The 23,220-nt window shown below is 60.7% G+C and carries 20 protein-coding genes and 1 pseudogene; 3 read left to right on the top strand and 18 right to left on the bottom strand.

Annotated features, from left to right (window positions below; all coding sequences use genetic code 11):
• Positions 1 to 8: 8 nt before the first annotated feature.
• Both mpl and ACVKN3_RS15395 read right to left on the bottom strand, forming a co-directional pair.
• Positions 9 to 1,367, bottom strand: coding sequence for a UDP-N-acetylmuramate:L-alanyl-gamma-D-glutamyl-meso-diaminopimelate ligase (gene mpl, locus ACVKN3_RS15400; RefSeq protein ID WP_354515976.1), 1,359 nt, complete (start codon positions 1,365 to 1,367; stop codon positions 9 to 11).
• A 46-nt stretch (positions 1,368 to 1,413) separates the two neighbouring features.
• Positions 1,414 to 1,998, bottom strand: a complete 585-nt coding sequence (locus ACVKN3_RS15395; RefSeq protein WP_036139569.1) for an adenylate kinase — start codon at positions 1,996 to 1,998, stop codon at positions 1,414 to 1,416.
• 204 nt (positions 1,999 to 2,202) lie between these two features.
• On the opposite strand from ACVKN3_RS15395, the gene ACVKN3_RS15390 reads away from it, so the two are divergent.
• Positions 2,203 to 3,459, top strand: coding sequence for a 6-phosphofructokinase (locus ACVKN3_RS15390; RefSeq protein ID WP_354515978.1), 1,257 nt, complete (start codon positions 2,203 to 2,205; stop codon positions 3,457 to 3,459).
• A 222-nt stretch (positions 3,460 to 3,681) separates the two neighbouring features.
• Here ACVKN3_RS15390 and ACVKN3_RS15385 read toward each other — a convergent pair whose 3' ends face one another.
• Positions 3,682 to 5,100 (bottom strand): UdgX family uracil-DNA binding protein, encoded by a 1,419-nt coding sequence (locus ACVKN3_RS15385; protein WP_354515980.1) that lies wholly within the window; start codon positions 5,098 to 5,100, stop codon positions 3,682 to 3,684.
• A 2-nt stretch (positions 5,101 to 5,102) separates the two neighbouring features.
• Positions 5,103 to 6,317: a putative DNA modification/repair radical SAM protein gene (locus ACVKN3_RS15380; RefSeq protein WP_036139561.1), complete on the bottom strand. Its 1,215-nt coding sequence runs from the start codon at positions 6,315 to 6,317 to the stop codon at positions 5,103 to 5,105.
• An 87-nt stretch (positions 6,318 to 6,404) separates the two neighbouring features.
• Between ACVKN3_RS15380 and ACVKN3_RS15375 the strand changes: the two genes are divergently transcribed.
• Both ACVKN3_RS15375 and ACVKN3_RS15370 read left to right on the top strand, forming a co-directional pair.
• Positions 6,405 to 7,691, top strand: coding sequence for an amidohydrolase family protein (locus ACVKN3_RS15375; RefSeq protein ID WP_354515982.1), 1,287 nt, complete (start codon positions 6,405 to 6,407; stop codon positions 7,689 to 7,691).
• 149 nt (positions 7,692 to 7,840) lie between these two features.
• Positions 7,841 to 8,128 carry a hypothetical protein gene (locus ACVKN3_RS15370; RefSeq protein WP_456992048.1) on the top strand — a complete coding sequence of 96 codons (288 nt, stop codon included), beginning with the start codon at positions 7,841 to 7,843 and terminating at the stop codon, positions 8,126 to 8,128.
• 139 nt (positions 8,129 to 8,267) lie between these two features.
• Here the strand turns inward: ACVKN3_RS15370 and ACVKN3_RS15365 are convergent, their stop codons facing one another.
• The 14 genes and pseudogenes from ACVKN3_RS15365 to ACVKN3_RS15300 form a co-directional block, all read right to left on the bottom strand.
• Positions 8,268 to 8,543, bottom strand: a complete 276-nt coding sequence (locus tag ACVKN3_RS15365; RefSeq protein WP_354515986.1) for a hypothetical protein — start codon at positions 8,541 to 8,543, stop codon at positions 8,268 to 8,270.
• 5 nt (positions 8,544 to 8,548) lie between these two features.
• Positions 8,549 to 8,848 (bottom strand): hypothetical protein, encoded by a 300-nt coding sequence (locus ACVKN3_RS15360; protein ID WP_456992046.1) that lies wholly within the window; start codon positions 8,846 to 8,848, stop codon positions 8,549 to 8,551.
• A gap of 74 nt (positions 8,849 to 8,922) precedes the next feature.
• The gene (locus ACVKN3_RS15355) at positions 8,923 to 9,273 is read right to left on the bottom strand and encodes a hypothetical protein (RefSeq protein WP_354515990.1); all 351 of its coding nucleotides are present in this window, start codon (positions 9,271 to 9,273) and stop codon (positions 8,923 to 8,925) included.
• A gap of 77 nt (positions 9,274 to 9,350) precedes the next feature.
• Entirely contained in the window at positions 9,351 to 9,917 is a 567-nt protein-coding gene (locus ACVKN3_RS15350) for a hypothetical protein (protein WP_354515992.1), read from the bottom strand.
• A 126-nt stretch (positions 9,918 to 10,043) separates the two neighbouring features.
• Positions 10,044 to 10,484, bottom strand: a complete 441-nt coding sequence (locus ACVKN3_RS15345) for a DUF4265 domain-containing protein (protein WP_354515994.1) — start codon at positions 10,482 to 10,484, stop codon at positions 10,044 to 10,046.
• Between the two features lie 65 nt (positions 10,485 to 10,549).
• A complete protein-coding gene (locus tag ACVKN3_RS15340) occupies positions 10,550 to 11,029 on the bottom strand; it encodes a DUF4265 domain-containing protein (protein ID WP_354515996.1) in 480 nt (159 codons plus the stop codon).
• A 912-nt stretch (positions 11,030 to 11,941) separates the two neighbouring features.
• Positions 11,942 to 12,532: a hypothetical protein gene (locus ACVKN3_RS15335; protein ID WP_354515998.1), complete on the bottom strand. Its 591-nt coding sequence runs from the start codon at positions 12,530 to 12,532 to the stop codon at positions 11,942 to 11,944.
• 1,245 nt (positions 12,533 to 13,777) lie between these two features.
• Positions 13,778 to 14,068: a hypothetical protein gene (locus ACVKN3_RS15330; protein WP_354516000.1), complete on the bottom strand. Its 291-nt coding sequence runs from the start codon at positions 14,066 to 14,068 to the stop codon at positions 13,778 to 13,780.
• Positions 14,069 to 14,235: 167 nt separating this feature from the next.
• Positions 14,236 to 14,403, bottom strand: a pseudogene (locus tag ACVKN3_RS15325) (integrase core domain-containing protein); the annotation flags it as partial.
• A 370-nt stretch (positions 14,404 to 14,773) separates the two neighbouring features.
• Complete coding sequence (locus ACVKN3_RS15320; protein ID WP_354516002.1) at positions 14,774 to 14,935, bottom strand: hypothetical protein; 162 nt, start codon at positions 14,933 to 14,935, stop codon at positions 14,774 to 14,776.
• A gap of 260 nt (positions 14,936 to 15,195) precedes the next feature.
• A complete protein-coding gene (locus ACVKN3_RS15315; protein ID WP_354516004.1) occupies positions 15,196 to 15,678 on the bottom strand; it encodes a hypothetical protein in 483 nt (160 codons plus the stop codon).
• Between the two features lie 377 nt (positions 15,679 to 16,055).
• Positions 16,056 to 16,508 carry a hypothetical protein gene (locus tag ACVKN3_RS15310; RefSeq protein ID WP_354516006.1) on the bottom strand — a complete coding sequence of 151 codons (453 nt, stop codon included), beginning with the start codon at positions 16,506 to 16,508 and terminating at the stop codon, positions 16,056 to 16,058.
• A gap of 16 nt (positions 16,509 to 16,524) precedes the next feature.
• Entirely contained in the window at positions 16,525 to 17,541 is a 1,017-nt protein-coding gene (locus ACVKN3_RS15305; protein WP_456992042.1) for an RHS repeat-associated core domain-containing protein, read from the bottom strand.
• A gap of 23 nt (positions 17,542 to 17,564) precedes the next feature.
• Positions 17,565 to 22,970, bottom strand: a complete 5,406-nt coding sequence (locus ACVKN3_RS15300; RefSeq protein WP_354516010.1) for a hypothetical protein — start codon at positions 22,968 to 22,970, stop codon at positions 17,565 to 17,567.
• Between the last annotated feature and the right edge of the window lie 250 nt (positions 22,971 to 23,220).

The following is a 23,220-nucleotide window of genomic DNA, read 5'->3' as shown; positions in this document are numbered from 1 at the left end:
CGTCGAGTCTACCTTGCGTCCAGCGCGTTGAAGAAGCGCCGGGGCGCACCCTCGAAGCCGCCGTTGGACATGAAGATCACCTGGTCGCCGGGCCGCGCGTCCGCCACGAGGGCATCGATCAGCGCATCCACGCCCGGCACCGTGGCGCCGCGACCGTCGAGCGCATCGACCACCTTGCCCGCGTCCCACGGGAGCTCGGGCCGGTGCAGGAACACCACGCGGTCGGCATCGGCCAGTGACGGCGCCAGCGCATCGGCGTGTGCACCCAGCCGCATCGAGTTGGAACGCGGCTCCAGCGCGACCACGATGCGCGCCGTGCCGACGCTGGCCCGCAGTCCCGCCAGCGTGGTGGCGATGGCCGTGGGATGGTGGGCGAAATCGTCGTAGACGGTGATGTCGCGTGCCTGGCCGATCCGCTCCATGCGACGCCGGGCGCTGGCGAAACCGGCGAACGCCGGCAGCAGCGCCACGGGATCGGCTCCGGCCGCGCTGGCGGCCGCCAGGGCCGCCAGCGCATTCATGACGTTGTGTCGTCCCAGCGAGCCCCAGCGCACCTCGCCCAGTACGTCGTCGCCACGGCGCACGCGGAAGTGCGACCCATCCGCCGACAGCAGCTCGGCACGCCAGTGGCCCGCGTCGATGCCGAAGGTCTCCACCGGGGTCCATGCGCCCATCGCCAGCACTTCCGCCAGGTAGGCGTCCTCGGCGTTGACGATCAGGCGACCGTTGGACGGCACGGTACGGACCAGATGGTGGAACTGCCGCTGGATGGCGGCCACGTCGGGGAAGATGTCCGCGTGGTCGTATTCCAGGTTGTTGAGGATGGCGATGCGCGGCCGGTAGTGGACGAACTTGGAGCGCTTGTCGAAGAAGGCCGAATCGTATTCGTCGGCTTCGATGACGAAGGGCTTGCCCGTGCCGCGGCGCGCGGACACGTCGAAGTTGCCCGGCACGCCGCCGATCAGGAAGCCTGGCGACTGGCCGGCGACTTCCAGCAGGTGAGCCAGCAGGCTGGTGGTGGTGGTCTTGCCGTGCGTGCCGGCCACCGCCAGCACCTCGCGGCCGCCGAGCAGGGTCTCGCCCAGCCACTGGGGCCCCGAGATGTAACGCAGGCCCGCGTCCAGCATGTATTCCACCGCCGGATTGCCGCGAGTCATGGCATTGCCGACCACGACCAGATCGGGCGCGGGCTGCAGGTGCGCTGCCTGGTAACCCTGCATCAGGCCGATGCCGAGCGCTTCCAGCTGCGTGCTCATCGGCGGGTAGACGTTGGCGTCGGATCCCTCGACGGTCAGGCCGAGCTCACGCGCGAGCGCGGCGACGCCGCCCATGAAGGTGCCGCAGATACCGAGGATATGGACGCGCATAGGGGGCTCGTCGGAAGGCCCGCCAGGAGGGCGGGCCTGGAGTGGATCAGGCGCTGGCGGCCTTGACGCCACCGGGCAGGACGTCCAGCACGCGCTGGGTGACTTCGTCGAGCTCGCCCACGCCGTCGACCACCTTCAGCTTGCCGCGCTGCTTGTAGAAGTCGGCCACGGGAGCGGTCTGGTCGGCGTAGATGCCCAGGCGCTTCTTCACCGTGTCCGGGTTGTCGTCCGGGCGGCCTTCCTTCTCGAAGCGGACCTCGCAGCGGTCGACAATGGCGGCGTCGGGCACCTCCAGCTTGACCACCACGTCCAGCGGCTGGCCGATGCGGGCCAGCACGGTATCCAGCGCGTCGGCCTGGGCCAGGTTGCGCGGGTAGCCGTCGAGGATGAAGCCAGGCCGGGCATCCGGCTCGCCCAGGCGGTGCTCGATGATGCCGAGCATGATGTCGTCGGGCAGCAGGTGTCCGGCATCCATCAGGCCCTTGGCTTTCAATCCGAGTTCCGTGCCGGCCTTGATCTCGCCACGCAGCAGGTCGCCGGTGGAGATGTGGGGAACGCCGAGGCGTTCCTTGAGGCGGGTGGCCTGGGTACCTTTCCCGGAACCGGGGGCGCCGAATAGCACGAGTCGCATTGATGCTCCGTTCGTCGGCGCGCGGGTAACCCCGCCACCGGACACAAGAAAATGGATCTCAAGGTAACGGCAGGGGCGCCGCGCCGTCAAACGGACGACATGCCGCAGGTGTGGGGCAGCCCGGGCGGACCTGACGCCTTCAAGCGGGGACGACGTCCATCGCGCTACCCTCGGCGCTCCGTTCACGCCCAAGGAAACCGCAGCATGGCCGCCGGAAAAATCCTCTACGCCCAGTCGGGCGGCGTCTCCGCCGTCATCAACGCCACCGCCGCCGGCGTCATCGAGACCGCCCGGGACAAGGGCATCCCCGTCTACGCGGCGCGCAACGGCATCCTGGGCGCGCTGCGCGAGGAGCTGATCGATACCACCCGCGAGGCCAAGGCCAACATCGCCGGGCTGAAGCACACCCCGGGCGGCGCATTCGGCTCCTGCCGCTACAAGCTGAAGTCGCTGGAAGAGAATCGTGCCGAATACGAGCGCCTGATCGAGGTGTTCAAGGCGCATGACATCCGTACCTTCCTCTATAACGGCGGCAACGATTCGGCCGACACGGCGAACAAGGTCTCGAAGATCGGCCAGGCGCTGGGCTACGAGGTCAACTGCATCGGCGTGCCGAAAACCATCGACAACGACCTGGTGGTGACCGACACCTGCCCGGGCTTCGGCTCCGTGGCCAAGTACACCGCCATCGCCGTCCGCGAGGCCAGCCTGGACGTGGCCTCCATGGCCGACACCTCGACCAAGGTGTTCATCATCGAGGTGATGGGCCGGCACGCCGGCTGGATCGCCGCGGCCGCCGGCCTGGCCGGGTCCGGCCCGAACGACGCGCCGCACATCATCCTGTTCCCGGAAAACGTGTTCGACCCGGAGACCTTCCTGGCCAAGGTGCAGGCCACGGTGGAAAAGGTGGGCTACTGCACGGTGGTGGTTTCGGAGGGGGTAAAGAACAAGGAAGGCACTTTCCTGGCCGAGTCCGGCGCGCGCGACGCGTTCGGCCACGCGCAGCTGGGCGGCGCCGCGCCGGTGCTGGCCGCGCTGGTGCGCGAGAAGCTGGGCTACAAGTATCACTGGGCCCTGCCCGATTACCTGCAGAGGTCGGCCCGGCATATCGCGTCGAAGACCGACGTGGAGCAGGCCTACGCGGTGGGCAAGAAGGCCGTGGAATACGCGGCTGAAGGCCTCAACGCCGTGATGCCGGTGATCGTGCGGGTGTCCGACGAGCCGTACAAGTGGAAGATCGAGGCGGCGCCGCTGGACAAGATCGCCAACCACGAGAAGAAGATGCCGCGGAATTTCATGTCGAAGGATGGCTTCGGCATCACCGCCGCGGCGCGCCGTTACCTGGCGCCGCTGATCCAGGGCGAGGTGCCGCCGCCGTATGGTGAGGATGGCCTGCCGATGTACGTGACACTGCGGAACACGTCGGTGCCGAAGAAGCTGCGGAAGTTCAGGATGGAATGAGGGGCGGGATCGATGACGGGTTGCATCGGCGATGAGGGGCCGGGATCGCCGACATCGTCGGCTCCTACAACAGCCGGTAACCACGTGCCCGGTGTAGGAGCCGACGATGTCGGCGATCCACCCCGCGACCACCCGCCCCATGCAGGAGCCGACGATGTCGGCGATCCATCCGCGACCACCCGCCCCATGTAGGAGCCGACGATGTCGGCGATCAGCCTCGCCTCACCCCAACACCTCCCTCATCAACCCCAGATCCCGCACGAAATCCGCATACCCCGCCTCCCGCGCCTCCGCATCCGGCAGGCGTAGCAGGTACGACGGATGCACGGTCGCCATGGCCTTCCGCCCGTCAGGCAGGTCGATCCACTCCCCACGTTGCGCCATCAGGCGAAACGACGTGCCAAACACCGACTGCGCGGCCATCGCCCCCAGGCACACCAGCGCATCCGGCTGGATACGGTCGATCTCCGCCGCCAGCCAGGGCCGGCATGCCGCCTGTTGCTCCACGCTGGCGCGCTTGTGCAGTCGCACCTTGCCGCGCGGCTCGAACCTGAAATGCTTCACCGTGTTGGTGACGTAGAGCAGATCGCGCTCGACGCCGGCCTCGCCCAGCGCACGGTCGAACAGCTTCCCCGCCGGGCCGACGAACGGTTTGCCCGCCAGATCCTCCTGGTCGCCCGGCTGCTCGCCGATCACCACGATGCGCGCGTGCGCCGGACCTTCGCCGAACACCGTCTGCGTGGCCGGCTTCCACAGGTCGCACGCGCGGCACTCGCGGGCCTGGGCGCGCAGCGCCGTGAGGCTGCCCTCGGGCGCGGCCACGGTCGCCTTCTGCAGGGGCGTGATCTTCTTCTTCGGGATCGTCGGCTGCTTGTCCACCATGGCCTGCATCCTCGGCAACGCGTCGCGCACCAGTTCGGGGATGAGCCGCGCTTCCGGCAGGTTCTTCCAGTACTTCACCGGCATCTCGCGACGCATCGCGTCCACCTTCAGCCGGGCGGGGTTGAAGATGCTGGCGTAATACGTGCGCCAGAGGTCTTCGAGGGCATCGTCGGACGGCGCGTCCGCGCGGTTGGCGCCCGGGCCGAAGGACAGCGTCTCGCCATTCCAATGCGCGGTGCGCAACGGCGTCAGCAGCGACCAGTGCATACCCGTGAACCGGCGCACGAAGAACGGCGCCACGCGCGTCACGATGTCGAACGACGGCTCGAACCAGGCCACGTACACAGTATCGTCGCCGTGGCGCACCTCGCGGAACCGCACGAAGGCCTTCATCTTGTGCATGTCGCGGCTGACCTGCTTCACGCAGACATGTGCCCAGGCCACGTCCTCGTCGGTGGCGATGCGCAGCAAGGCCTTCTCGCCGTGCGCCAGCCGCCAGAGCATGCGGTACAGCGTGGCGTGCCGGCGCGTATCGGTATGCGCGAGCACCGCATGGGCCAGGTTGAGGAAATCGCGCGGCACCGCGGGCACCCGCGTATGCACGGCGGGCGGCAGGCGATCGTCACCGCCGAACAGGCCGCCGGTCGCGCCCACCTGCCAGTCCACGGCCGACGGATCCACGTCGGCCAGCAGCAACGCGCGCGCCTTCGCCCGCCACGCGTCGAAATCCGACGGATCGTCCAGCGTCACGGACCACATGGTCAGCCGAACAGGTCGGGTTGCGACGGCTCGCGCAAGTCGCGTCGCAGCACGCCGCTTTCGTGATCACCGCGCGGACGATGGTCCACCGTCTCAACGAAGGGGGCCACCTTCTTCACCGGCACGCGCAGGCGGATCAGGTCGTCGTAGCGGATGCGCCGATGCCCGCGCATCGCGATCATCTTGTCGACCGTCTTCACGCCCAGGCCCGGCACGCGCAGCAGCGTTTCGCGGGGCGCGCGGTTCACGTCCACGGGGAAGGTTTCGCGATGGCGCAAAGCCCAGGCGAGCTTCGGGTCCACGTCCAGCGATAGCATGCCGTCGTCGCCCGGCGGCGCGATCTCGTCCGCACCGAAGCCGTAAAAACGCATCAGCCAGTCGGCCTGGTAGAGGCGATGCTCGCGGACCAGCGGCGGCGGCTTCAACGGCAGGATCTTCGACGCATCCGGGATCGGGCTGAACGCGGAGTAGTAGACGCGGCGCAGCCGGTAATTGGTATACAGGTTGGTGCTGGCCGAGAGCACGTCGCGATCGCTCGCGTCGTCGGCGCCCACGATCATCTGCGTGCTCTGCCCGGCGGGCGCGAACCGCGGCGCCTTCTTCTCGGCCTTGGCCTCGTCGATGGACAGACGCAGGCGGCCCATCGCGCTGCGGATGTCGCCCAGGTGCTTCTCCGGCGCCAAGGCTTTCAGGCCACCCTCGGTCGGCATCTCCACGTTGATGCTGAGGCGATCGGCCCAGCGGCCCGCCGCGTCGATCAACTCGGGCGAGGCATCGGGAATGGTCTTCAGGTGGATGTAGCCGCCGAACTTGTGCTCGCTGCGCAGCGTGCGCGCGACACGCACCAGTTGCTCCATCGTGTAGTCGGGGGACTGGATGATGCCCGAGGAGAGGAACAGCCCCTCGATGTAGTTGCGCCGGTAGAACTCCAGGGTGAGGTTGACCACCTCCTCCACCGTGAAACGCGCGCGCTGCACGTTGCTGCTGCGCCGGTTGACGCAGTACACGCAGTCGTACACGCAGAAGTTGGTCATCAGTATCTTCAGCAACGAGATACAGCGGCCGTCCGGGGCATACGCGTGGCAGATCCCCATGCCTTCCGTCGAGCCGATGCCCCCGCTCTTCAGCGAGTTGCGGCCCTTGCCACCGCTGGACGAGCACGAAGCGTCGTACTTCGCGGCGTCGGCGAGGATGGCGAGTTTGTCGGAGATCTTCATGGGGAGGGTTATCGTGCCAAAAGGCCCGTGCAGCCGTGTGAAGGCCCTCGCCCGTTATGATGACCGCCATCGCCACGGAGCCACCCCATGGACCTGATCATCCGCCACGCCACGCTGCCCGACGGCCGCCGGGATGTCGATATCGGCATCGACGAAGGCCGCTTCGTGGCCATCGAGCCCGGCCTGGCCGCCAGCGGCCGCGAGGAAATCGACGCCGGCGGGCGCCTGGCCAGCCCGCCCTTCGTAGACGCGCACTTCCACATGGATGCCACGCTGTCGCTGGGCCTGCCGCGGCTGAACGCGTCGGGCACCCTGCTGGAAGGTATCGCGCTGTGGGGCGAGCTCAAGCCCGACCTGACCCAGCAGGCCCTGGTGGACCGCGCCATGGCCTACTGCGACATGGCGGTAGCGCAGGGCCTGCTAGCCATCCGCAGCCATGTGGATATCTGCGACGACCGCCTGCTCGCCACCGATGCGTTGCTTGAAGTGAAGCGGCGCGTGGCGCCCTGGCTGCATCTGGAACTGGTAGCCTTCCCGCAGGACGGCCTGCTGCGCTCCCCGACCGCGAAGCAGAACCTGGTACGCGCGCTGGACAAGGGCGTGGAGGTGGTGGGAGGCATTCCCCATTTCGAACGGACCATGGCCGACGGCGCGGCGTCCATCCGCTGGCTGTGCGAACTGGCCGCCGAGCGCGGCCTGCGCGTGGACATGCATTGCGACGAGTCGGACGATCCGCTGTCGCGGCATATCGAGACCCTGGCGGCGGAAACGATCCGCACCGGGCTACAGGGGCGTGTTACCGGCTCGCATCTCACGTCGATGCATTCGATGGACAACTATTACGTGTCCAAGCTGCTGCCCCTGATCGCCGAGGCCGGCGTGCACGCCATCGCCAACCCGCTGATCAACATCACGCTGCAGGGCCGCCACGACACCTACCCCCGGCGGCGCGGCATGACGCGTGTGCCGGAGTTGCTGGACGCCGGCGTCAATGTCGCCTTCGGCCACGACTGCGTGATGGACCCCTGGTACGGCATGGGCTCGGGCGACATGCTGGAGGTGGCGCACATGGGACTGCACGTCGCGCAGATGACCTCGACGCGCGGCGTGGCGCAGTGCTTCGACGCGGTGACGACCAACGCGGCGAAGGTGATCGGGTGGGACGGCTACGGTATCGCCGTGGGCCATCGTGCCGACATGGTGCTGCTGCAGGCGGGCGACGCCTACGAGGCGATCCGGCTCAAGGCGGCCCGACTGCTGGTCGTCCGCGGCGGCAAGGTGCTCGCCCGCGCACCTGAACGACGTACGGCGCTGTTCGTGCCGGAACGCCCGTCAGAGCTGACGTTGGAGTTCCGGCCGGGGTCGATTTCCTGAACCGGCGGGTTCATTAGCTGTCGCGTCAATGAACGCTTTCGCCGACCTTTCCAAACGTAGGACTTTGCGTTCAGCGTCGTTTTCCTAGCATCCAAATCGTCGATCGGCCGCGGTGACCCGCGGTGTGACGATCGTCCTGGAGACCGGCTATGAAAACGATGATTCGCAGTGCCCTTGTCGCCCTCGCCCTGTTGTCCACGTCGGCAGTGTTCGCTCGCGATCACTACGATGACCATGGTCGCGGACGCCATGGCGAGTACCGTAACCATGGATGGCACGATCGCCGTTATGACGATCATCGCTATGGGTATCGCGACCATGGCTGGCGCGGGCATCGTCCGCCGCCGCCTCCGTATCGCCATCATTACTATGCGCATCCGGCGTACTACCACCGGCCGCCTCCGCCGCCGCCGCATCGTGGGTATTGGCATCGCTGAGACGCGGCGCCGTATTGGTCGCTTGCCGACATACTTTGACCGTTGGGTCGTTCAACTCCTTCCTCGGGAGGGAGTTGAACTTGAAGCAGGATGCCATTCAAGCTTGTGAGGTATGTCGGCTATAGGCCTTCAGAATACTTCAACGGTCTAGTGCTCCGATAAAGAATCGATCGATGAGATCTTCTAGAACGCTACCTTCGTCATTCGGCTGATACTCGCTATCAAATCCGGCTGCCATCAGCCTTGAAGTGAATGCATCCCTAAATTCTTCCGCCAAGTCATCTGGAATACTCAGCAAGAGCCTCTTTGCTGAGAGAATCATAGCTCCATCCAGTGCCGCACATTGCAAGGCACTCAAAAAACCAGCATGCCGCAAGTAGTGAAATTGCTCGGTGGTGAGAACGACGTCTCGCATACCCATCAAACCGCATAGCCAAGCATGATACCGGCAGAGATGACAAGGAAAAGGGCTAAGCCCACGCTGCCCGACCACCTTGCCAGCCTCAGCAGCAAGCGATGATGACTTGCAAAAGCCGGGTCGAGGTCTCGCCCCAGAAACACAACCCCCAGAAGCTTCATCTGTGCATTTGCGCCGTCTATGCCGAAGCCTTCTAAGCGCGCCTCTTTGGACAGCAGTGAGGCGAGACGCGCCATGCTGACCAGATAGCAGACAACGAGGATAAAAGCTGCCACACCCACCGCCGTCGTTGCTTCTTTCATCATTTTTTTTTGGACTTATCGGCAAGTTGGCGACTAACTGGAAAGTACGCCGGTGCGATTGCACCAACTCATATTCAGCGATCAGGCCAAAAGCCTGTCGCCAGAAATGTACCGAGGATAGCGCCAATCATCACCACTATGCCTCCCACCACGTGTCTTTTAATCGTAAGCCGCCTGACCAGCAATAAGTGCTCTTTCGCACGGCGTATCCCAGCTTGGTCGTTGGCCTTGATGAAGGACCCAGGACTGAAAAGAAAATCACTCTGCATCGATGATGCGGAGTATTGGAAGTCCAAGAAATTACCTTCTGCCCTGGCAATTTCTTCAGCTTCATTAACTCTTCGCCTAAGAGCAAGCATGTTGCGGACGACTAAAGTCAAACCGGGAAGGGCACCAACGAGAAAACCAATTTCAGATGAACTCACTACATCGCCCCCCAACAAAGTGAGGTCTCGCTTATATATTCGTTCTCGCGTCGCGACATGAAGCACTGGTCCTGTCACTACGACAGGCAGGCCTTGTCCACCGAATAATTCATGAAGGATTTGGCGTGGGATGCAGCCTCATCAAGAGATGCAAACATCCGGAATCCGGCGCCGGAAACGAATTGGCGCTGTAGCCCTTCGGTTGTGAAACCGAAAATTGCAAGGTCCGCATCTCGGTCGCCTATCCACATCCAGGAACGGTCATCGGGCAAAATGATGAAACGATGGGACGTGTCGTAGGGAGACAACGATGGCCCGGCGCGGTCGTCTTGCATCAGGAACGATTCGATGGCACCTGGGTCGTCGGTACCCGTCGCCACCAATCCTCCGAAGGAGCCAGCGTTAGCCCAATAATCCGCGGGGTCGGGAATCGTAAAGAACATGGCGAACGGCCGCGAATCGTTTCCTGCAGACCATGCGCAGGCTCCGCGAATGGTTTCGGGCAAGAAAAGAGCTGTGTAGTCGGAGTAGGAAAAAAATGTACAGGCACGGCCGACCGTATGTTCGAACGGGCGTTCCGTGTCATCGCCAGACAGGGTTGCCCAGCCACGAATTTCAGCACTGTCGACAAGTGGACTAAACATGGTCGCTCACGGTTTTGCTCGAAACAAAATTTCGCGACGGCATCCGGTGCGTGGGCATGACTCTATCTTTTCATGCAACGCCACCTATAGGCAATGGCGTGATTGAAGGTAGTCAGTCAAACGCACTCATAGGCGGTAGATTGCCCCCTCATAGTCTAGGAGGCCCACTTCTTCTCTTTGGTTTAGGTAGGACTCGGCTGCCGCAAGGATCTGCACCCCGGGAATACTTACCGCCAAGAGATTGTAAGCTTTGAAATATTCGGTGGTGCAACCTAGAGCGACGAGCTCTTTCGCAACATCATCAACAGACGTCCTGTCAAAGCAAACGACTCGCATCAGGGAGTTCGGCGATTCTGATACAACGCCATCAAACCAACGAACGCCGTCTAGAAGCCTTACTCGCACAGCGTCCCCTAGGCTTGCTTGTCGAGCAAAGAAAGGAATGTTATCGATGATGTAGGTATGAGGTGATTTTGACTCTTTTGCCCAGACCGACTCGCAACCAACCTCGGGATATCCATCTTCGTCTGGTTCTATCCTGAAGAAAATTTTTACCAAGTCACTCATCTACTTTACAGCCCCTGCGAAGTTAAAGTCTCGGCAACCAGGCGCTGTCGCCGACATTCTGGGCTTCATTGTGGCAGACGGCTACGTCCAGTTTCGTATGTAAGGAAACCTTTATTCTCAAGGCGTTGAAGCATATCCGCCAACGGCTGCTCATCATTCATGGGCACACTCAGAGCAAGAAGATTGTAAGAAGACCACTCCATTAAGGGACGACACTCAACGATCAACGCAAGCGCTACATTCCTTGAAACACTATCTCCTTCACCTAGCCAAACGCGATATGTGCACTGATCCGAACGCTTGATTATGCAAATATTCTCTCGCTGCCTGTCTACTTCAACCTCATCTCCCAGGGAAAGGTCATAGGCGAAAAACGGTATACAGCACAGGATGAAGCGACCGTTATCAGTCCTGTTCCACCAGAGCTGCTCCCATCGCCGTTGCCGTTCATCACTTTCGATGGGCACACGAAAAACAAAGTTAGACCGAGTCCGCCAAACTGGTTCCGAGTGAGTTGCTACATAATCGCCAACTTCGTAGTTCATCGTGTCACTTTCTTCATTTATGAGGCTGAGCGACATCATTGACAGCGCTCGCTGAGGCAACAATGCTGAGGTCGTCCTGCTGCCCCCCCCCCTCGCCAGCACCGTTCCTGCGGACTCGTCTAGTGTAGGTTCGCTCCAAAAACCTATGTCCCGGTGTAGGAAAATGCATTTTCAACATAGATGACGTTATTGTTGCTGTCGACAAACGCTCTATATCGTCTGCCGATGTGCCGTATTTCATCAACATCTCCACCGACCTCATAGCACCTCACCGTTCGAGATAGGTCTACGGTAGTTAAGTGCCGAGGCTCAGGAATACTTCCACCAGAATGCTGCCCGCCGCACGGAACATAAGCTAACTTCAGATTCTGCACCATTGATAAGAAACGTTCTTCGGATATCGGGAGAGTTAAATCAACCCGATATCGTTCGGTAAACGATTGTTCTCCACTTCCTGCAGCAACCGCTGCCTGCGCTACTGGCGGACCACGACCCTTGTCTTGACTACTGAAGTTACAGGCCGCCAAAACAGCTCCTGCAAATAACATGACAAGGACTATTTTCATATACGGCCCCATTCAGTAGCTACATACATTATTTGTTTCCACATGAATTGCCGGCACCCACTGGAATAGTCGGATTGTTGTTCGCATAGATAAACCTACTAAATTTATAGATGCCACCCTCTTTGGAGCCAAGGGTGTAGGCGCTCGAGAAGCGTCGGGCCTGCGGATCATAGTAGCGGGCTAATCCCCCCTGAAGTCGCCCATTGAAAGATTGCTGATGGTACGAAGCCTTGGTGACGCCGGCCTTAGGCCCTACTCCTTGACTGCATGCCTGTTCAGGCATCGCGCACGAAACCCATGATCTGTTGGTCGGGAAAAATCTTATTACTCGAAGCCAGATCGTTGCTCAAGTCAGGCTGGACGTCGGCGGCTTCCAAGTGAGGAGTTCAACAGAACTGAATACATCGCACGATTGAAGCGTAGTCGCAATTTTTAGAGATCCAGTCACCGATTTGAGACTGAATCTTACGTCGTCGTCGATGCTTATCATTACGTCTAGGTCACTGTTGATGGAACGGAACACGGCTGCATACAGAGATGTGCCGGCTGATATTGCATCGACAGGCACCTGTGCTACACGTCCAGCCTCCTCGATAATCTGCTCAAAGTGCGACGGGACCTCTCCTGGACTAGCTGGTCTTGTCCATTCCGTCCTAACACAGAAATCTATTCTTTCGACATCAGCGATGTTTCCGACTTCGAGCAAAGTCGTTGGGACGCTCCTCACCAATTCTCGTGAAATTCCGTAAGTTTCAAACTTGAACTCAATATCGAAATAGTTCCAAGTAAGTGCAATCCATTTTCCGCTATCCCTTCGGAAATATACCGACTCCCACTGAGGGTTTTTGTTGCTGTCGATAAAATACGAACCGCCTTTAATCTTGCGGAGAGCCTTGAGATCATCGGCTAGCGGTAAAAAACTTTTCCATATTTTCATGGTATTGGCTGCTGTTTATTTGGGATAGGACTGCCTCTTGAAAAAAGAATGTTTGCAGTCATTCACAAAATCTGGCTTCTTGGCCAGCCGCATGGGGAACGCCCATACCCGCGCGCACCGTCGCTATTAAAAGCATCAAGGCTGCTAACCACGCCGATCCCAACCGCAAGCGACGACGAACGATCGACATCGCGGAGTCTCCATCGTTGCGCTCCTGTGCCGGGGCCATCACGGCTCGCCCTGTTCGGCGGTAGCAGCTCGCGGCGTCGCATGCGCGCATCTTACTGGTCATCGTGCCCCCCCCTTGCTGCGGCAGGCTGTCAGAAAGCGCAGAGCCGTTGTAGACCACTGTGCAGATTTCCATTAGCTCTTATCCCGTGGTGGGAGCCCGTACTACCCACATGACCGACGCAGCGGGCTTGTGCGGACGGCGGCAGGTCATCTTTAAGTCAGCGCTGCTCGTACAGACAGCACCAGGGAGGTCAGGCTAGTTTAGCTCACGCTAAAGGGGCCGTACGCTGGCGAATTAGAACTAGGCGACTGAGAGACACAAGTCAAGCTGCCTCGGTTAAAACGCACAAGCTCACTGCGGACATTCATTGGACACCTTCTCACGGAGAACTGGACCCATTGAAGCGAATGCTTAGACCTTTCTGTCCCCGAAAAGCTTAGATAGGTCAGATTTAGACCACTGTGAAATTTTAATCCTCCAAAAGACATAACCGGTGACGCATCCAAGGAGGCCCGCGATAACGCTAAATGATAAAAAAGGCGACCAGTTCGCTCCTGAGCCAGCTGAAAGTGCTTGCTCCATCGACGTTTGCATAAAAAAAATGGATGCTACAACGCTACACAGCAACCCGATAACCACGCATCCGAAGGCCGAGACCCACGATAACCGATGAAATAGAAAATACAGAGGCAGCCCGGGAAGTAGAGCGACAGCATACGAAGCTGGTGCCACTAGAAGAAAAGCCCAGAGTCCCTCAAGAGGGTTTCCTATAAGGGAGATCAGCATCAAAACACAGGCCGGGATCAACGGAGCCAACAAAAACGCAGCTACCACCCTTTTTCCACCTCGCGGAACCATAGCTGTACCTCCTCGGCCGTTAGTTTGAGCAGGGCGTCTTTTAGTCAGCCGATCCTTCCGCCCCCAACGAGAATCAATGATTAGTCCAATAACAGAATCCTGCGCTTGCACTAGATACGCTTAGCAATATTTTCAACATTGCACAGCATGTATGTTCAGATGAAGGACCTTAAAATCTTGCCATGCCCAACGATCCTGCCCGCCCAAACGTTGAACGATACGCCTAAGCACAGAATGTGTGACACGTCGTTAGGCGAAAGGAATGCAATCGCCAATTCTCGGCTACTACCAGGTAAGAACGGCACACCTATGTCGGTCCGAAAATCGTAGCCGCGCGAATCATCAAACATGATGATTCCGTGGAAAACGCCGACAGGGATATCCGACAGGAATCCGCATTCTGAAGAAGGCAATAGATAAAGACTGACACGGGCGTCACAACGCATCTGAAAAATCCTCACGGTGAGGGAAGCGCCACGTTATCCTTAGCTGTCGGCTTAGGCCCTACAAACGAATTTGAGCAGTGAGCCATCGATCTCGCACCTGAGCCGCTTGTAAGAGCTGAACATCCCTATGCAGTCGAATCGTTGAGTACGAGCGATCCAGTAAATGGAGGGTGGAAATGGTTATAGTCCACCCTCCAAGATTCGATCTTTTCCTGCGCGTCTGCAAGCGAAAAAAACTAGTGCGTATTCAGACACTCGTCTTGCAGCGAGCCGTTGAAGAATTCCATGAACGGGTTGTCGGTGGGCTTTCCGGGACGAGAATAATCCAGCGTGATACCAAGGTATACCGCGGACTCTGCTCTCGCCTTAGTTCCGTACGGACGGCAGCCCGCATTACTCAGGATGTTTTCCGATGCTCGGCTTCGCTAACACCGTCCCTGGCGACTCGTGAAGATATTGCCCACAGCATCGTAGTTCGGTCTTTGCCGACGGCGATCTGACTCCCCGTGTCGAAGCCCAACCAGCGCTCAATCGCAAAACGCTGCGCTATCGCCCACGACAGGACCGGACTGGACTGAACTGGTTATGTTGCACTGACGATGGGGGCGCCCCAGCCGTCGTAGTTCACTTTGAAGAGCGCGGCGATGCACTTTATGAATCCCGAGACCAAAAGAATGACTTGCTGTTCCACTGCCATTGAAATCGTCACGACAACGCGATAACCGCCGACGCTTGATCTTTATCCGTCGAGATGAAAACGAAATCGACCGGCCGATGGCGGGCGAACACGTCGCCCTGCCGGTCGCGAAGCCGTAGCAGATCGATGTCCGCCTGGGAGGTAGATCCCAAGTCTTTTAAGATGCTCATCGCAGATCCCCAAGATGTTGTGAAGTAACTGAGCCCAACCGGCCACAGTGGCGAATACCGCTCTTCTTCCAAACCTCGATAGCCCGTTGCGAGCGTCCGAAACCGAGCTACCTTAGCCAACCTGGCCTTGATAGGTTCGACGCAGGCCAACGGATCATGAGCTTCAATGTGTTCGGGCGACTTGACGCAGCGCAGACCCGACGCGGCGGAGCGTTATCGGACAAAGGATGCCGTTCGGCAGTTACGTCATTGACCACGTGTCAGCCAGACGACAGTGAGAAGCAGTCTGCCAAAGTGCCGCTAGCTCCCTGGGAGTTCATCACAATGGCAACGGCAGCCGCGATTTGGGCGATGTCGATGCCGGCATTGGCAGCCGCCTCCAAAGTAAACTCTACGCCGTAGTCGGAAAATACACTGTTTCGATTAAGGGCGATCCAGACCAGGCGATCCGTGGCCGCGATGGCCATTGATGTCGCTGACTCATCGATCCGGCTTGCCCACGCATTGATCCAGGTGTCAGCGCTTGCCGCTATTCCGTGATCGAGGTAAGCCGCGGCCGCATCCAATGCCGCCTTGGCATCGTCGGACAGTGGCTGGATGGTCAACGCGAGCAGCAGTGCCAACCTCGGCAGCGAACGTGCGTCGTCACTGTTTGGAACGCCTCGCAGATCGGCCTCGACCGCATTGAGGATGGATCGCGTATCACGCAGTTTGACGTAGTCGATAGCACGTTGCGACGTCATGCGGTCACCATCATCACTCGTGGGTATTCGGACGATTGCGACCGGTGCAAGGGCATGGGTCGCCTCGGGTGGAGCGCGACGATCGAGCCATGCCGTCGCAAATTAATCCATTCACGTACCGCCCGCCGGCATCGCGGCTGATGAAAGGATCGCTAAACTTGTAAGCGAACGGACTAAGGGAGATTCTGTCGCCGGCACTTGGCGAATCGGAGTCGGCGCTGACAGACCGGTCGATGCTCAGATCGTAGTAGCAAGCTGATGCTGGCCAAGGACGGCCCGCGATGCTTCGGCCACTTCCCCAGCGGACCACTTACGACGTAGATGTAGGACTGTACGAGGCCGAATTACCTTTCCCGGCGCACGACGACCACCCAGGGTTACGATACGCCCGATGAGTCCCTGCCTCTTGTGGAACTCAATATTCGTAAAACGACGGGAGCCATTTCGTCGACGCTTAATCCGGCGGTCTCGGCAACACAAAGGATAAACTCCAAAGCGAAGGCAGACAAGCTTGTAACTCGATTCAGCGCAGCCCATAGAAGTCGCTCAATAGCGATGATATCTTCCGGCATATCCACTGGATTAGGCCTACCGACTCGCTGAGCTAGCTCACTTGTCCAGGCATCAGCCTCATTAACATCGCCGTAGAGCAGATAGTGACGCGCTGCATCTAACGCTTTGCGCTGCTCCAAACTCAGCTTCGCATCTAACATCTTGCATAACTCGCATGCAATTTCGGGAATAGAACGCGTGTCATCTATGCAGTCAACACCTTGGTCCTCGGCCCACTGGACAATGGACTCGATACTAACTTTAGGTTCGATGTTCATAATCGCCCTCGATAGGTTAAGGCGAAACAGTCATGACACGGAGATACTCAGAAACAATTTTGCAGCTGGCGCAGGCCTCCATCACATTCAGTGCGCCCGAGCCTGCGGTTCGAACAGTTGCCGCTGTTGAACCCTCGATCTTAGCTCCGGCATTCAATAGATTGCTATAAGCGTTAATTTCTCCGCAGCAACCATGAAAGACTGGTCTAACAGCTTCAGGTACGGCATCGAGTGCCTCTTGCACCAACGAATTTGTAGCCATACCCGGTCCGCCAGCGTTCGTACTCATCCCCGTGAAAATCTCTCCCGATTCCGTAACCACTGCCGAAGATGCCCCCCTAGTCGCTCCAGCCGACTGAGCGTCGATCGCCGCCTGCCTAGCGGCAGCTACTGCGACGTTGGATGCCTCTTCGCTCCCCAATGAAGCCACTGGACCAGCTTCGGGAAGTGCAGCAGCGGCAGCCAGTACTAACGTTGGAGCCGCCATGATGGCGGCGCCGGCTATCGCGATAGGTGCCAGGGGGCGGGTCGCTTCCGGGTGAAGTGCGAACGAGCGAGCCATGCTGTCGCATGTCACACCATCGACACACCTTCCATTGGCGTCCTGATTTACGACGGGGTTATTCGCAGCATAGGCGAACCTATTGAATGAGGCGGTATTGCCAGCCCTCGGCTCATCCCAATCGGAGCTAAGAAAGCGCCCTACGTCGGGTGCGTAGTACCGCGCTTGCATGTAAACCAGGCCGGAATCTACATCGTTCACATGCCCCGTATACCCCGGCCCCTGCTCCGGCGTACCCATCGCCTGCGTGCCGTAAGGCCGGTAATCAGCATTGCTAAGGATGTTCCCCGACGCATCGGCCTTCGTCAGCACCGTCCCCTGCGGACTGGTGTAATAGTAAGTAATCGTCTCCGCCGCATGGGCAACGCCCATGCTCGCGCAAACCATCGCCGTCAAAATCAGCAAGGCTGTCAGCCACGCCGACCCCGGCCGCAGGCAACGACGAACGATCGACATCGCGGAAGTTTCCATCATCACGCTCCTGTGCCGGGCCATCACGGGCTCACACTGTTCGACGGGCTGTAGGCCGAGCAGCCCACGGCGTTGCAGGCGCGCACTTTGTAGGTCAACGTAACGCCCGGTTGCTGCAGCGAGCTGTAGGACAGACCCGAGTCGTTGTAGACCAGTGTGTTGTTTTCCATCAGTTCGTATCGCGTGGCGGACGACTGCGCTGTCCACTTGACCAGCACCGTGGGTTTGGTCGGGCCGTGGTAGGTGGTCGTGAAGGTCGGTGCTGCCGGAGCCGAGGGCACCAGGGAGACCGTGACGGTTGTGGCATTGCTAAATGGGCTGCATGAAAGCGTGCTACAGGCTTGGACCTGATATGAGTAGTTCCCATTTCCTCTGCCTGAGGTCGACCAACTCGTCGAACTGTTGAATTGGACTTGCTGGATGCTTCCACCGTTCGCCGATTCGATAAGGTTGTAGCTAACGGCGCCGTTCATGGCGGACCAGCTGATGGTGTAAGCACCCGTATTATTGTTGCCGCCACCGGAGATAGTCGGCGTGCCAGGTGGCAGAATCACATTCACCGCTCCGCTGGTCGCATAACCGCCGCAACCGTTCGCATTGCAGGCGCGCACGCGATAAGACCAGTTGCCTGAGGCACCCTCGTTTACTGTGGTAGATGTGTCCGTCCCTGCCCACACATTGGTCCAGTTGCCATCACTGCTGTGGTCCACCTGGTAGGAGGTGGCATAGGTCGTCGAGGGCCAGCTCACCGCCACCGATCCCGTCGAGTTACCCGGTACGTTGATACTGGCCGGTGCGGGCGGAATGTGCGCGATGGTAACCGTATTGGAAACGGTGGGCGTGCTACAGCCGTTCGCATTGCATGCCGACGTGCGGAACTGATACGTCGCATCGCCTGGCCCATTGTAGAACGCGCTGGTTCCTGACCCGGTATAAAGCGTCGCCCAGGCGCCGCCGTTGGTGGAACACTCCGTTTTGTAGCTCGTCGTGTTGCTCGTCGCCGACCAGTTGACCGCGATGCTCGACAGGTCGCCAGCCGCCGTGGCGGTCGTCGACGCGGGTGAGGAAGGGGCCAGCACGGAGGGCGGCACAACGAAGTTGCCCGAGTTGGTCAGAAGATTGTTGTCTGCTCCAACAGGAGAGATTCCGTGGACGTAGATCGCCTGGCCAGCGTATTTCACGCGTTGCTCGTCCGTCAGCGTGATGGTGTAGCGATGTTTGGTGCCGCTCGAGTGGCATAGCTCCTGCACGGCGGACCCGGTGTCCTGATTGGCCGTCGCTATGGCTATGCCCGTTCCCGTGCCATACGGGCCGCCCACATACAAATGCACATCGATGGAGGCCGCCAACCCACTTGCACAGGCCCAGCCCGAGACGACGGCGTCGGCGCCGCTGGTCACGCCATCGACATAGCCCATCACCGTCGACGTCGTGGCCTTCCGGCTGGCGACCAGCTTTTTACCCAGGTAAATGTAGCTGGTGCCGTTGGTCGAGCCGTTGTCGTACTCCCACATCAGCTGACCGCTACTACTGTAGGCGTAATACGTCGTACCCGCCGACGTGACCGCCTTTACACGATGCCCCGTGGCGTCATAGAGGTAATCGCCCTTGCCGTTGACCGAGAGCAGGCGGTTGGCCAAGTCGAAGGTCATCGCCTGGCTGTCCTTGGCCGTCGTGTTGCCCTGAGCGTCATAGGTGAAGCTATGCACCGTGGCACCGTTATTGCTGATGCTCGAGAGCAGGTTGTTCGCGTCGTAGTTGTAGGTCTTCGTGCCGCTACTGTCGGTCACGCTGCGCAGGTTGTTCAGTGTATCGTAGGTGTAGCTTTCCGTGCCCCACAGATTCTCGGCATGAGATGACAGCAAGCGGCTCAGTCCGTCATAGGTCATCGACCGCGTGCGCTGCTTCGATCCCGTCTGGTCGTCAATCGACAGGATGTTGCCCACGGCGTCATAGCTCAGCCCTTCGCTGACGGCAATCTGGGCGCCTGTCCCGAAACTGAAACTGGACAGCAACAGGCGCGTGTTCTCGGCGGCCGAATAGGCGGCGCCATTGCCCAACGCGAAGCCCTCCAGCACGCCATCGGGATAATACGTCGCACTACTGGCGAACGAGCCGGCCGCAGTCGGTTGACCCAAAGCGTTGGACGTCATCGCCACCGTCTGGCCGTCGGGATACTGCACGCTGGCCAGGCGGCCATTGGCGTCATACCCGTAGCCGAGCGTCCACGACCAGCCATCCACCGATAGCACCTCCGTGGTGAGCAGGCCGAGCTTGTTGCGACCGTAGGACCAGCCTACGGTACCGGTGCTGTTGGCATTGCTGGACGAGGTGGCCGACGTCGACGTCGCGGGCCGGCCCAGCGCGTCGTAGGTGAAGCTCGTGGCCAACGTGCCGTTCGGATAAGCCACGGAGGTAACGCGGTTCATCGCATCGTAGGCATTGGTCGTGCGGGCCGCCGTGGCAACCTGATCGTAGCCGCACCCGGTACCGTTGAACGGCTGGCCGGCCGCGCTCCAGACCACGTTGTCGGCGCCATCGTAGGCCGCCATGGTGCTGCCCGTTTCCGGCTCCCACGAACGACACAGCCGATGCTGGTCGTCGTAGGTCATCGTGCGGGTCAAGTCACCCTGGGTCATCGAGAGCACGTTGCCGTAGAGGTCGCGGCTGATCGTCTGCGTCACGCCTTCAGGCGCTTCCACTTTGACCACGTTGTCGAACCCGGGTGTATCGAACACCTGAAAATGAGTGAACGTCGCGTTGCCCTTGGCATCCGTCACCTGACGTGCCCCGCCGGTCAGGTACAAGGTGGTGGTGACGAGGTTACCGTCCTGGTCGTACTGGGTGCTGGAGGTCGGGCGCCCCAAGGCGTCATAAGCCGTGGTCGTGCCTTGGGTGATGCTATCGCGGTCGGGCGTACCTGCGACCGGATAGGACACAAAGCTCTTGCGTCCCGCATTGTCGTAGCCGGTGCGCGTGGAGACGGCGAGTGCGCCGCTGGTGGCGTCCGACTGGGTCGAGATGACCGGGCGCAGCAGGACGTCAAAATCCGTCCGCTGATTCAGGTTGCCCTGTGTAGTGGTCCGCACCCAGTGGTTGCCACCCATGCCGCGCGCATCGGGGGAGAAGACGTAGCTATAGGTCTTGGGCGCCCACGCCGTACTGTCGCCGGTGGGGTAGTCGATGCGTGCGATGCGACCGATGGCGTCGTAGCCGTAGCTCGTGGTCGCGCCCGCCTGATCGGCGATCGCCGCGATCTGACCCAGGCCATCGACCGTCACCGCCTGGCTCGTTCCGTCCGGGTAGCCGATGCTGGTGGGAATGCCGCGGGTGTAGTTACCCAGTGTGGTGGTCTTGCCGTTACCGTCGGTGAAGCTGGCCAGTTGGCCTTGTGCGCTGAAGGTATAACCCATCACCTTCACCCCGAACCGGTCGCGCTCGGTCGGGGTGGCGGTGGCGCTGTCGTAGAGCATCTGGCTGACCGTCTCGCCGGTGCTCAGATTGATCGACTGGGCCGGCAGACCGATCACCCAGAGGCCGGCGTTGTCGGTGTAGGTAGACCGATCACTGACGCTGTAGCCGAAGTTGTTGGAACGGGTGACATCCTGCGGCCGCGCAAAGGCATCGAACGCGGTGGCGTTCCAGGTATACACGTCCGGCGTGGTGCTGGCCGCGGGGTCCATCGTGATCTGCTGCGTGGCCTTGGGCAGCTGCTCCTGCAGCTGCGCCGTGTTGATGCGTTCCTGTGGCGCATACCCCCACGGATGGGCATAGGCGCCGGACCGCGCGTCCTGGGCCGGCGTCGGATTGACGTAGGCGTAGGCGGTCGAGCGGCGTATCGCGGACGAGGCGCCACTGTCGTAGACGTCTTCCTTCAGCAGCTGGCTCTCGGTCCAGTCGTAGCGGTTGGAGAACGTGCTCCGCTCCAGGTGGCCATCCGGGTAGCTGACGTCGGTAGAGACCTGGGTGGCGCAGGCGGTCGTCGCGCAGTCCTGGGACCAGCTTTCATTCGCGGGCGAGTAGCTGTAGGTCCAGGAGAGGCCATTAGCAGGCAGACCGGTGCCCGAGAGCGTGCGCTGGGTGATCGCCATCCCGTAGGACGCGTTCGGTATCGCTGCCCAGGTGCTGACGCCATTGGGAATGGCGGGCAAGTTGGGGCCCGCCATGCACTCCTGGGGCACATAGGAGCGACCACGCTTGAGCGGCATGACGGTGTAGGACGCCATCAGTCCGGAAGGGTGGGTGACCGTCGCGGTATACGGTGTGTCCGCATTACCGGGTTCGGCGATGGCCGCACAGGTACCCCCGCGTCCACGCGAATCCGGCCACGCACCATTGAACGAATCGAGGTTGTAGCCCCAGCTGCTGCCATCCGGCTGCGTCACGGAGGTCAGCGTGTAGACCAGGTTCGTGGCGGACTTCACATAGCTGTACGTCCATGTCCGATTGCCTGCGTCGCCACCCTGCTCGGTAATCGTGCTCACCCGATGGCTGCTGGCACCCGTGCTGGCATCTGTCTCGTAGGTCAGGGTGACATGACGACCGTCGGACGCCGCAATGTCCGTGACGTCGTCGCCGCTGTAGGTATAGCTCACCGAGTTGCCGAACCGGTCTTCGATGCGGGTGACCAGCATCCGGCCTTCGCGACGCTTGATGAAATCTTCTGCCGAGGCAAACACATGAAACCCCGAGCGCGCGGCGAACGAACTCGATCCTAGGGGCCGGGTCAACGACGGCATGTAGCGATAAGCGATGTGATCAAGCCAGTACTTGGTGCCGTCGGGCGACACCGCGAGGAATCCCTCGATGGTGGTGTCATTGGCGGCATGCGCCAGGCAGCCTACCGCCCAGTTGCCACGGGTCACGATGGGATACGTCAGGCCCGCCACGCCAGGCGTGGTCGTATTGGCGGTGGAACGGCCCAGCAGGTCCTGGCTTCCCTGGCCGGGGATGCGCAACTGGTAGCCCTGCCACCAGGTCGCCGGCTCCCAATCCGAGCGCTTGGAGTCACCGGTCGGCGCGGCCACGCTGGGCGGCGGACCAAAGCTCGAACAAATCGCGCCCGGGCTGCCCGCTGCAACCTGCCAGCCCGTGACGTTGTTCTGCTGGGCTGTGACGGTGGATATCTGCGGCAGGTCGATGTCCCAGTCGCCGAAGGCACGCTCCTGAAGATCGGGCCGATCCTGGACACCGTGGAAGGTAAACGTGCGGCCGAGGGTCAGCGCTGGCCCTGTGCCGCTCAGCGATATATCGGTCTGGGCGAAGGACAGGGAGCCATCGTAGAGGCTGATCTTCTCGCCGAAGGGCGTGTCGCCCAGCGGCTGGATGTCCTCGTTGACCTTGATGAGCTTCTTGTACTCATCTTCAGGCTTGGCCGAGGTCTGTGCGCCTGCCGCGAAGGGCAGCGCCAGCGCGACGACCATCGACATCCCGAACGTCCTACGCGCCCACGAGCACACGACAGGTGCCCTCCCCTGGTTGGACCCTGTCATCGTTCTTCCCTTGGCCTTGAGCCATTACTCAGGGCGGGGACTGTAAGCGTCCGATTTTGTAGAGGTCAACACGACCTGGAGCCGTTACTGTCGTTATATGCACACCATGACGCTGCAGCGCCCCTGTGTGTGCCAACGCCTGTGAGCATAGCTGGGCATTGGTTGTAGTCCTTCCCCTACACAACGT

The organism is Luteibacter sp. PvP120 (assembly GCF_054055715.1).
Note: the sequence above shows the minus strand (reverse complement) of the source record. Positions and strands in the feature narration are given on the sequence as shown.

Excerpts from the sequence above, each read along its gene's own strand:
- ACVKN3_RS15365 (WP_354515986.1), bottom strand. The coding sequence starts at position 8,543 with ATGCGAGACGTCGTTCTCACCACCGAGCAATTTCACTACTTGCGGCAT.
- ACVKN3_RS15380 (WP_036139561.1), bottom strand. The coding sequence starts at position 6,317 with ATGAAGATCTCCGACAAACTCGCCATCCTCGCCGACGCCGCGAAGTAC.
- ACVKN3_RS15335 (WP_354515998.1), bottom strand. The coding sequence starts at position 12,532 with ATGAAAATATGGAAAAGTTTTTTACCGCTAGCCGATGATCTCAAGGCT.
- ACVKN3_RS15395 (WP_036139569.1), bottom strand. The coding sequence starts at position 1,998 with ATGCGACTCGTGCTATTCGGCGCCCCCGGTTCCGGGAAAGGTACCCAG.
- ACVKN3_RS15305 (WP_456992042.1), bottom strand. The coding sequence starts at position 17,541 with ATGGAAACTTCCGCGATGTCGATCGTTCGTCGTTGCCTGCGGCCGGGG.
- ACVKN3_RS15340 (WP_354515996.1), bottom strand. The coding sequence starts at position 11,029 with ATGAACTACGAAGTTGGCGATTATGTAGCAACTCACTCGGAACCAGTT.
- ACVKN3_RS15300 (WP_354516010.1), bottom strand. The coding sequence starts at position 22,970 with ATGTCGATGGTCGTCGCGCTGGCGCTGCCCTTCGCGGCAGGCGCACAG.
- ACVKN3_RS15375 (WP_354515982.1), top strand. The coding sequence starts at position 6,405 with ATGGACCTGATCATCCGCCACGCCACGCTGCCCGACGGCCGCCGGGAT.
- mpl (WP_354515976.1), bottom strand. The coding sequence starts at position 1,367 with ATGCGCGTCCATATCCTCGGTATCTGCGGCACCTTCATGGGCGGCGTC.
- ACVKN3_RS15360 (WP_456992046.1), bottom strand. The coding sequence starts at position 8,848 with ATGAAAGAAGCAACGACGGCGGTGGGTGTGGCAGCTTTTATCCTCGTT.
- ACVKN3_RS15310 (WP_354516006.1), bottom strand. The coding sequence starts at position 16,508 with ATGAACATCGAACCTAAAGTTAGTATCGAGTCCATTGTCCAGTGGGCC.
- ACVKN3_RS15345 (WP_354515994.1), bottom strand. The coding sequence starts at position 10,484 with ATGAGTGACTTGGTAAAAATTTTCTTCAGGATAGAACCAGACGAAGAT.
- ACVKN3_RS15330 (WP_354516000.1), bottom strand. The coding sequence starts at position 14,068 with ATGCGTTGTGACGCCCGTGTCAGTCTTTATCTATTGCCTTCTTCAGAA.
- ACVKN3_RS15350 (WP_354515992.1), bottom strand. The coding sequence starts at position 9,917 with ATGTTTAGTCCACTTGTCGACAGTGCTGAAATTCGTGGCTGGGCAACC.
- ACVKN3_RS15320 (WP_354516002.1), bottom strand. The coding sequence starts at position 14,935 with ATGAGCATCTTAAAAGACTTGGGATCTACCTCCCAGGCGGACATCGAT.
- ACVKN3_RS15385 (WP_354515980.1), bottom strand. The coding sequence starts at position 5,100 with ATGTGGTCCGTGACGCTGGACGATCCGTCGGATTTCGACGCGTGGCGG.
- ACVKN3_RS15315 (WP_354516004.1), bottom strand. The coding sequence starts at position 15,678 with ATGACGTCGCAACGTGCTATCGACTACGTCAAACTGCGTGATACGCGA.
- ACVKN3_RS15390 (WP_354515978.1), top strand. The coding sequence starts at position 2,203 with ATGGCCGCCGGAAAAATCCTCTACGCCCAGTCGGGCGGCGTCTCCGCC.
- ACVKN3_RS15370 (WP_456992048.1), top strand. The coding sequence starts at position 7,841 with ATGAAAACGATGATTCGCAGTGCCCTTGTCGCCCTCGCCCTGTTGTCC.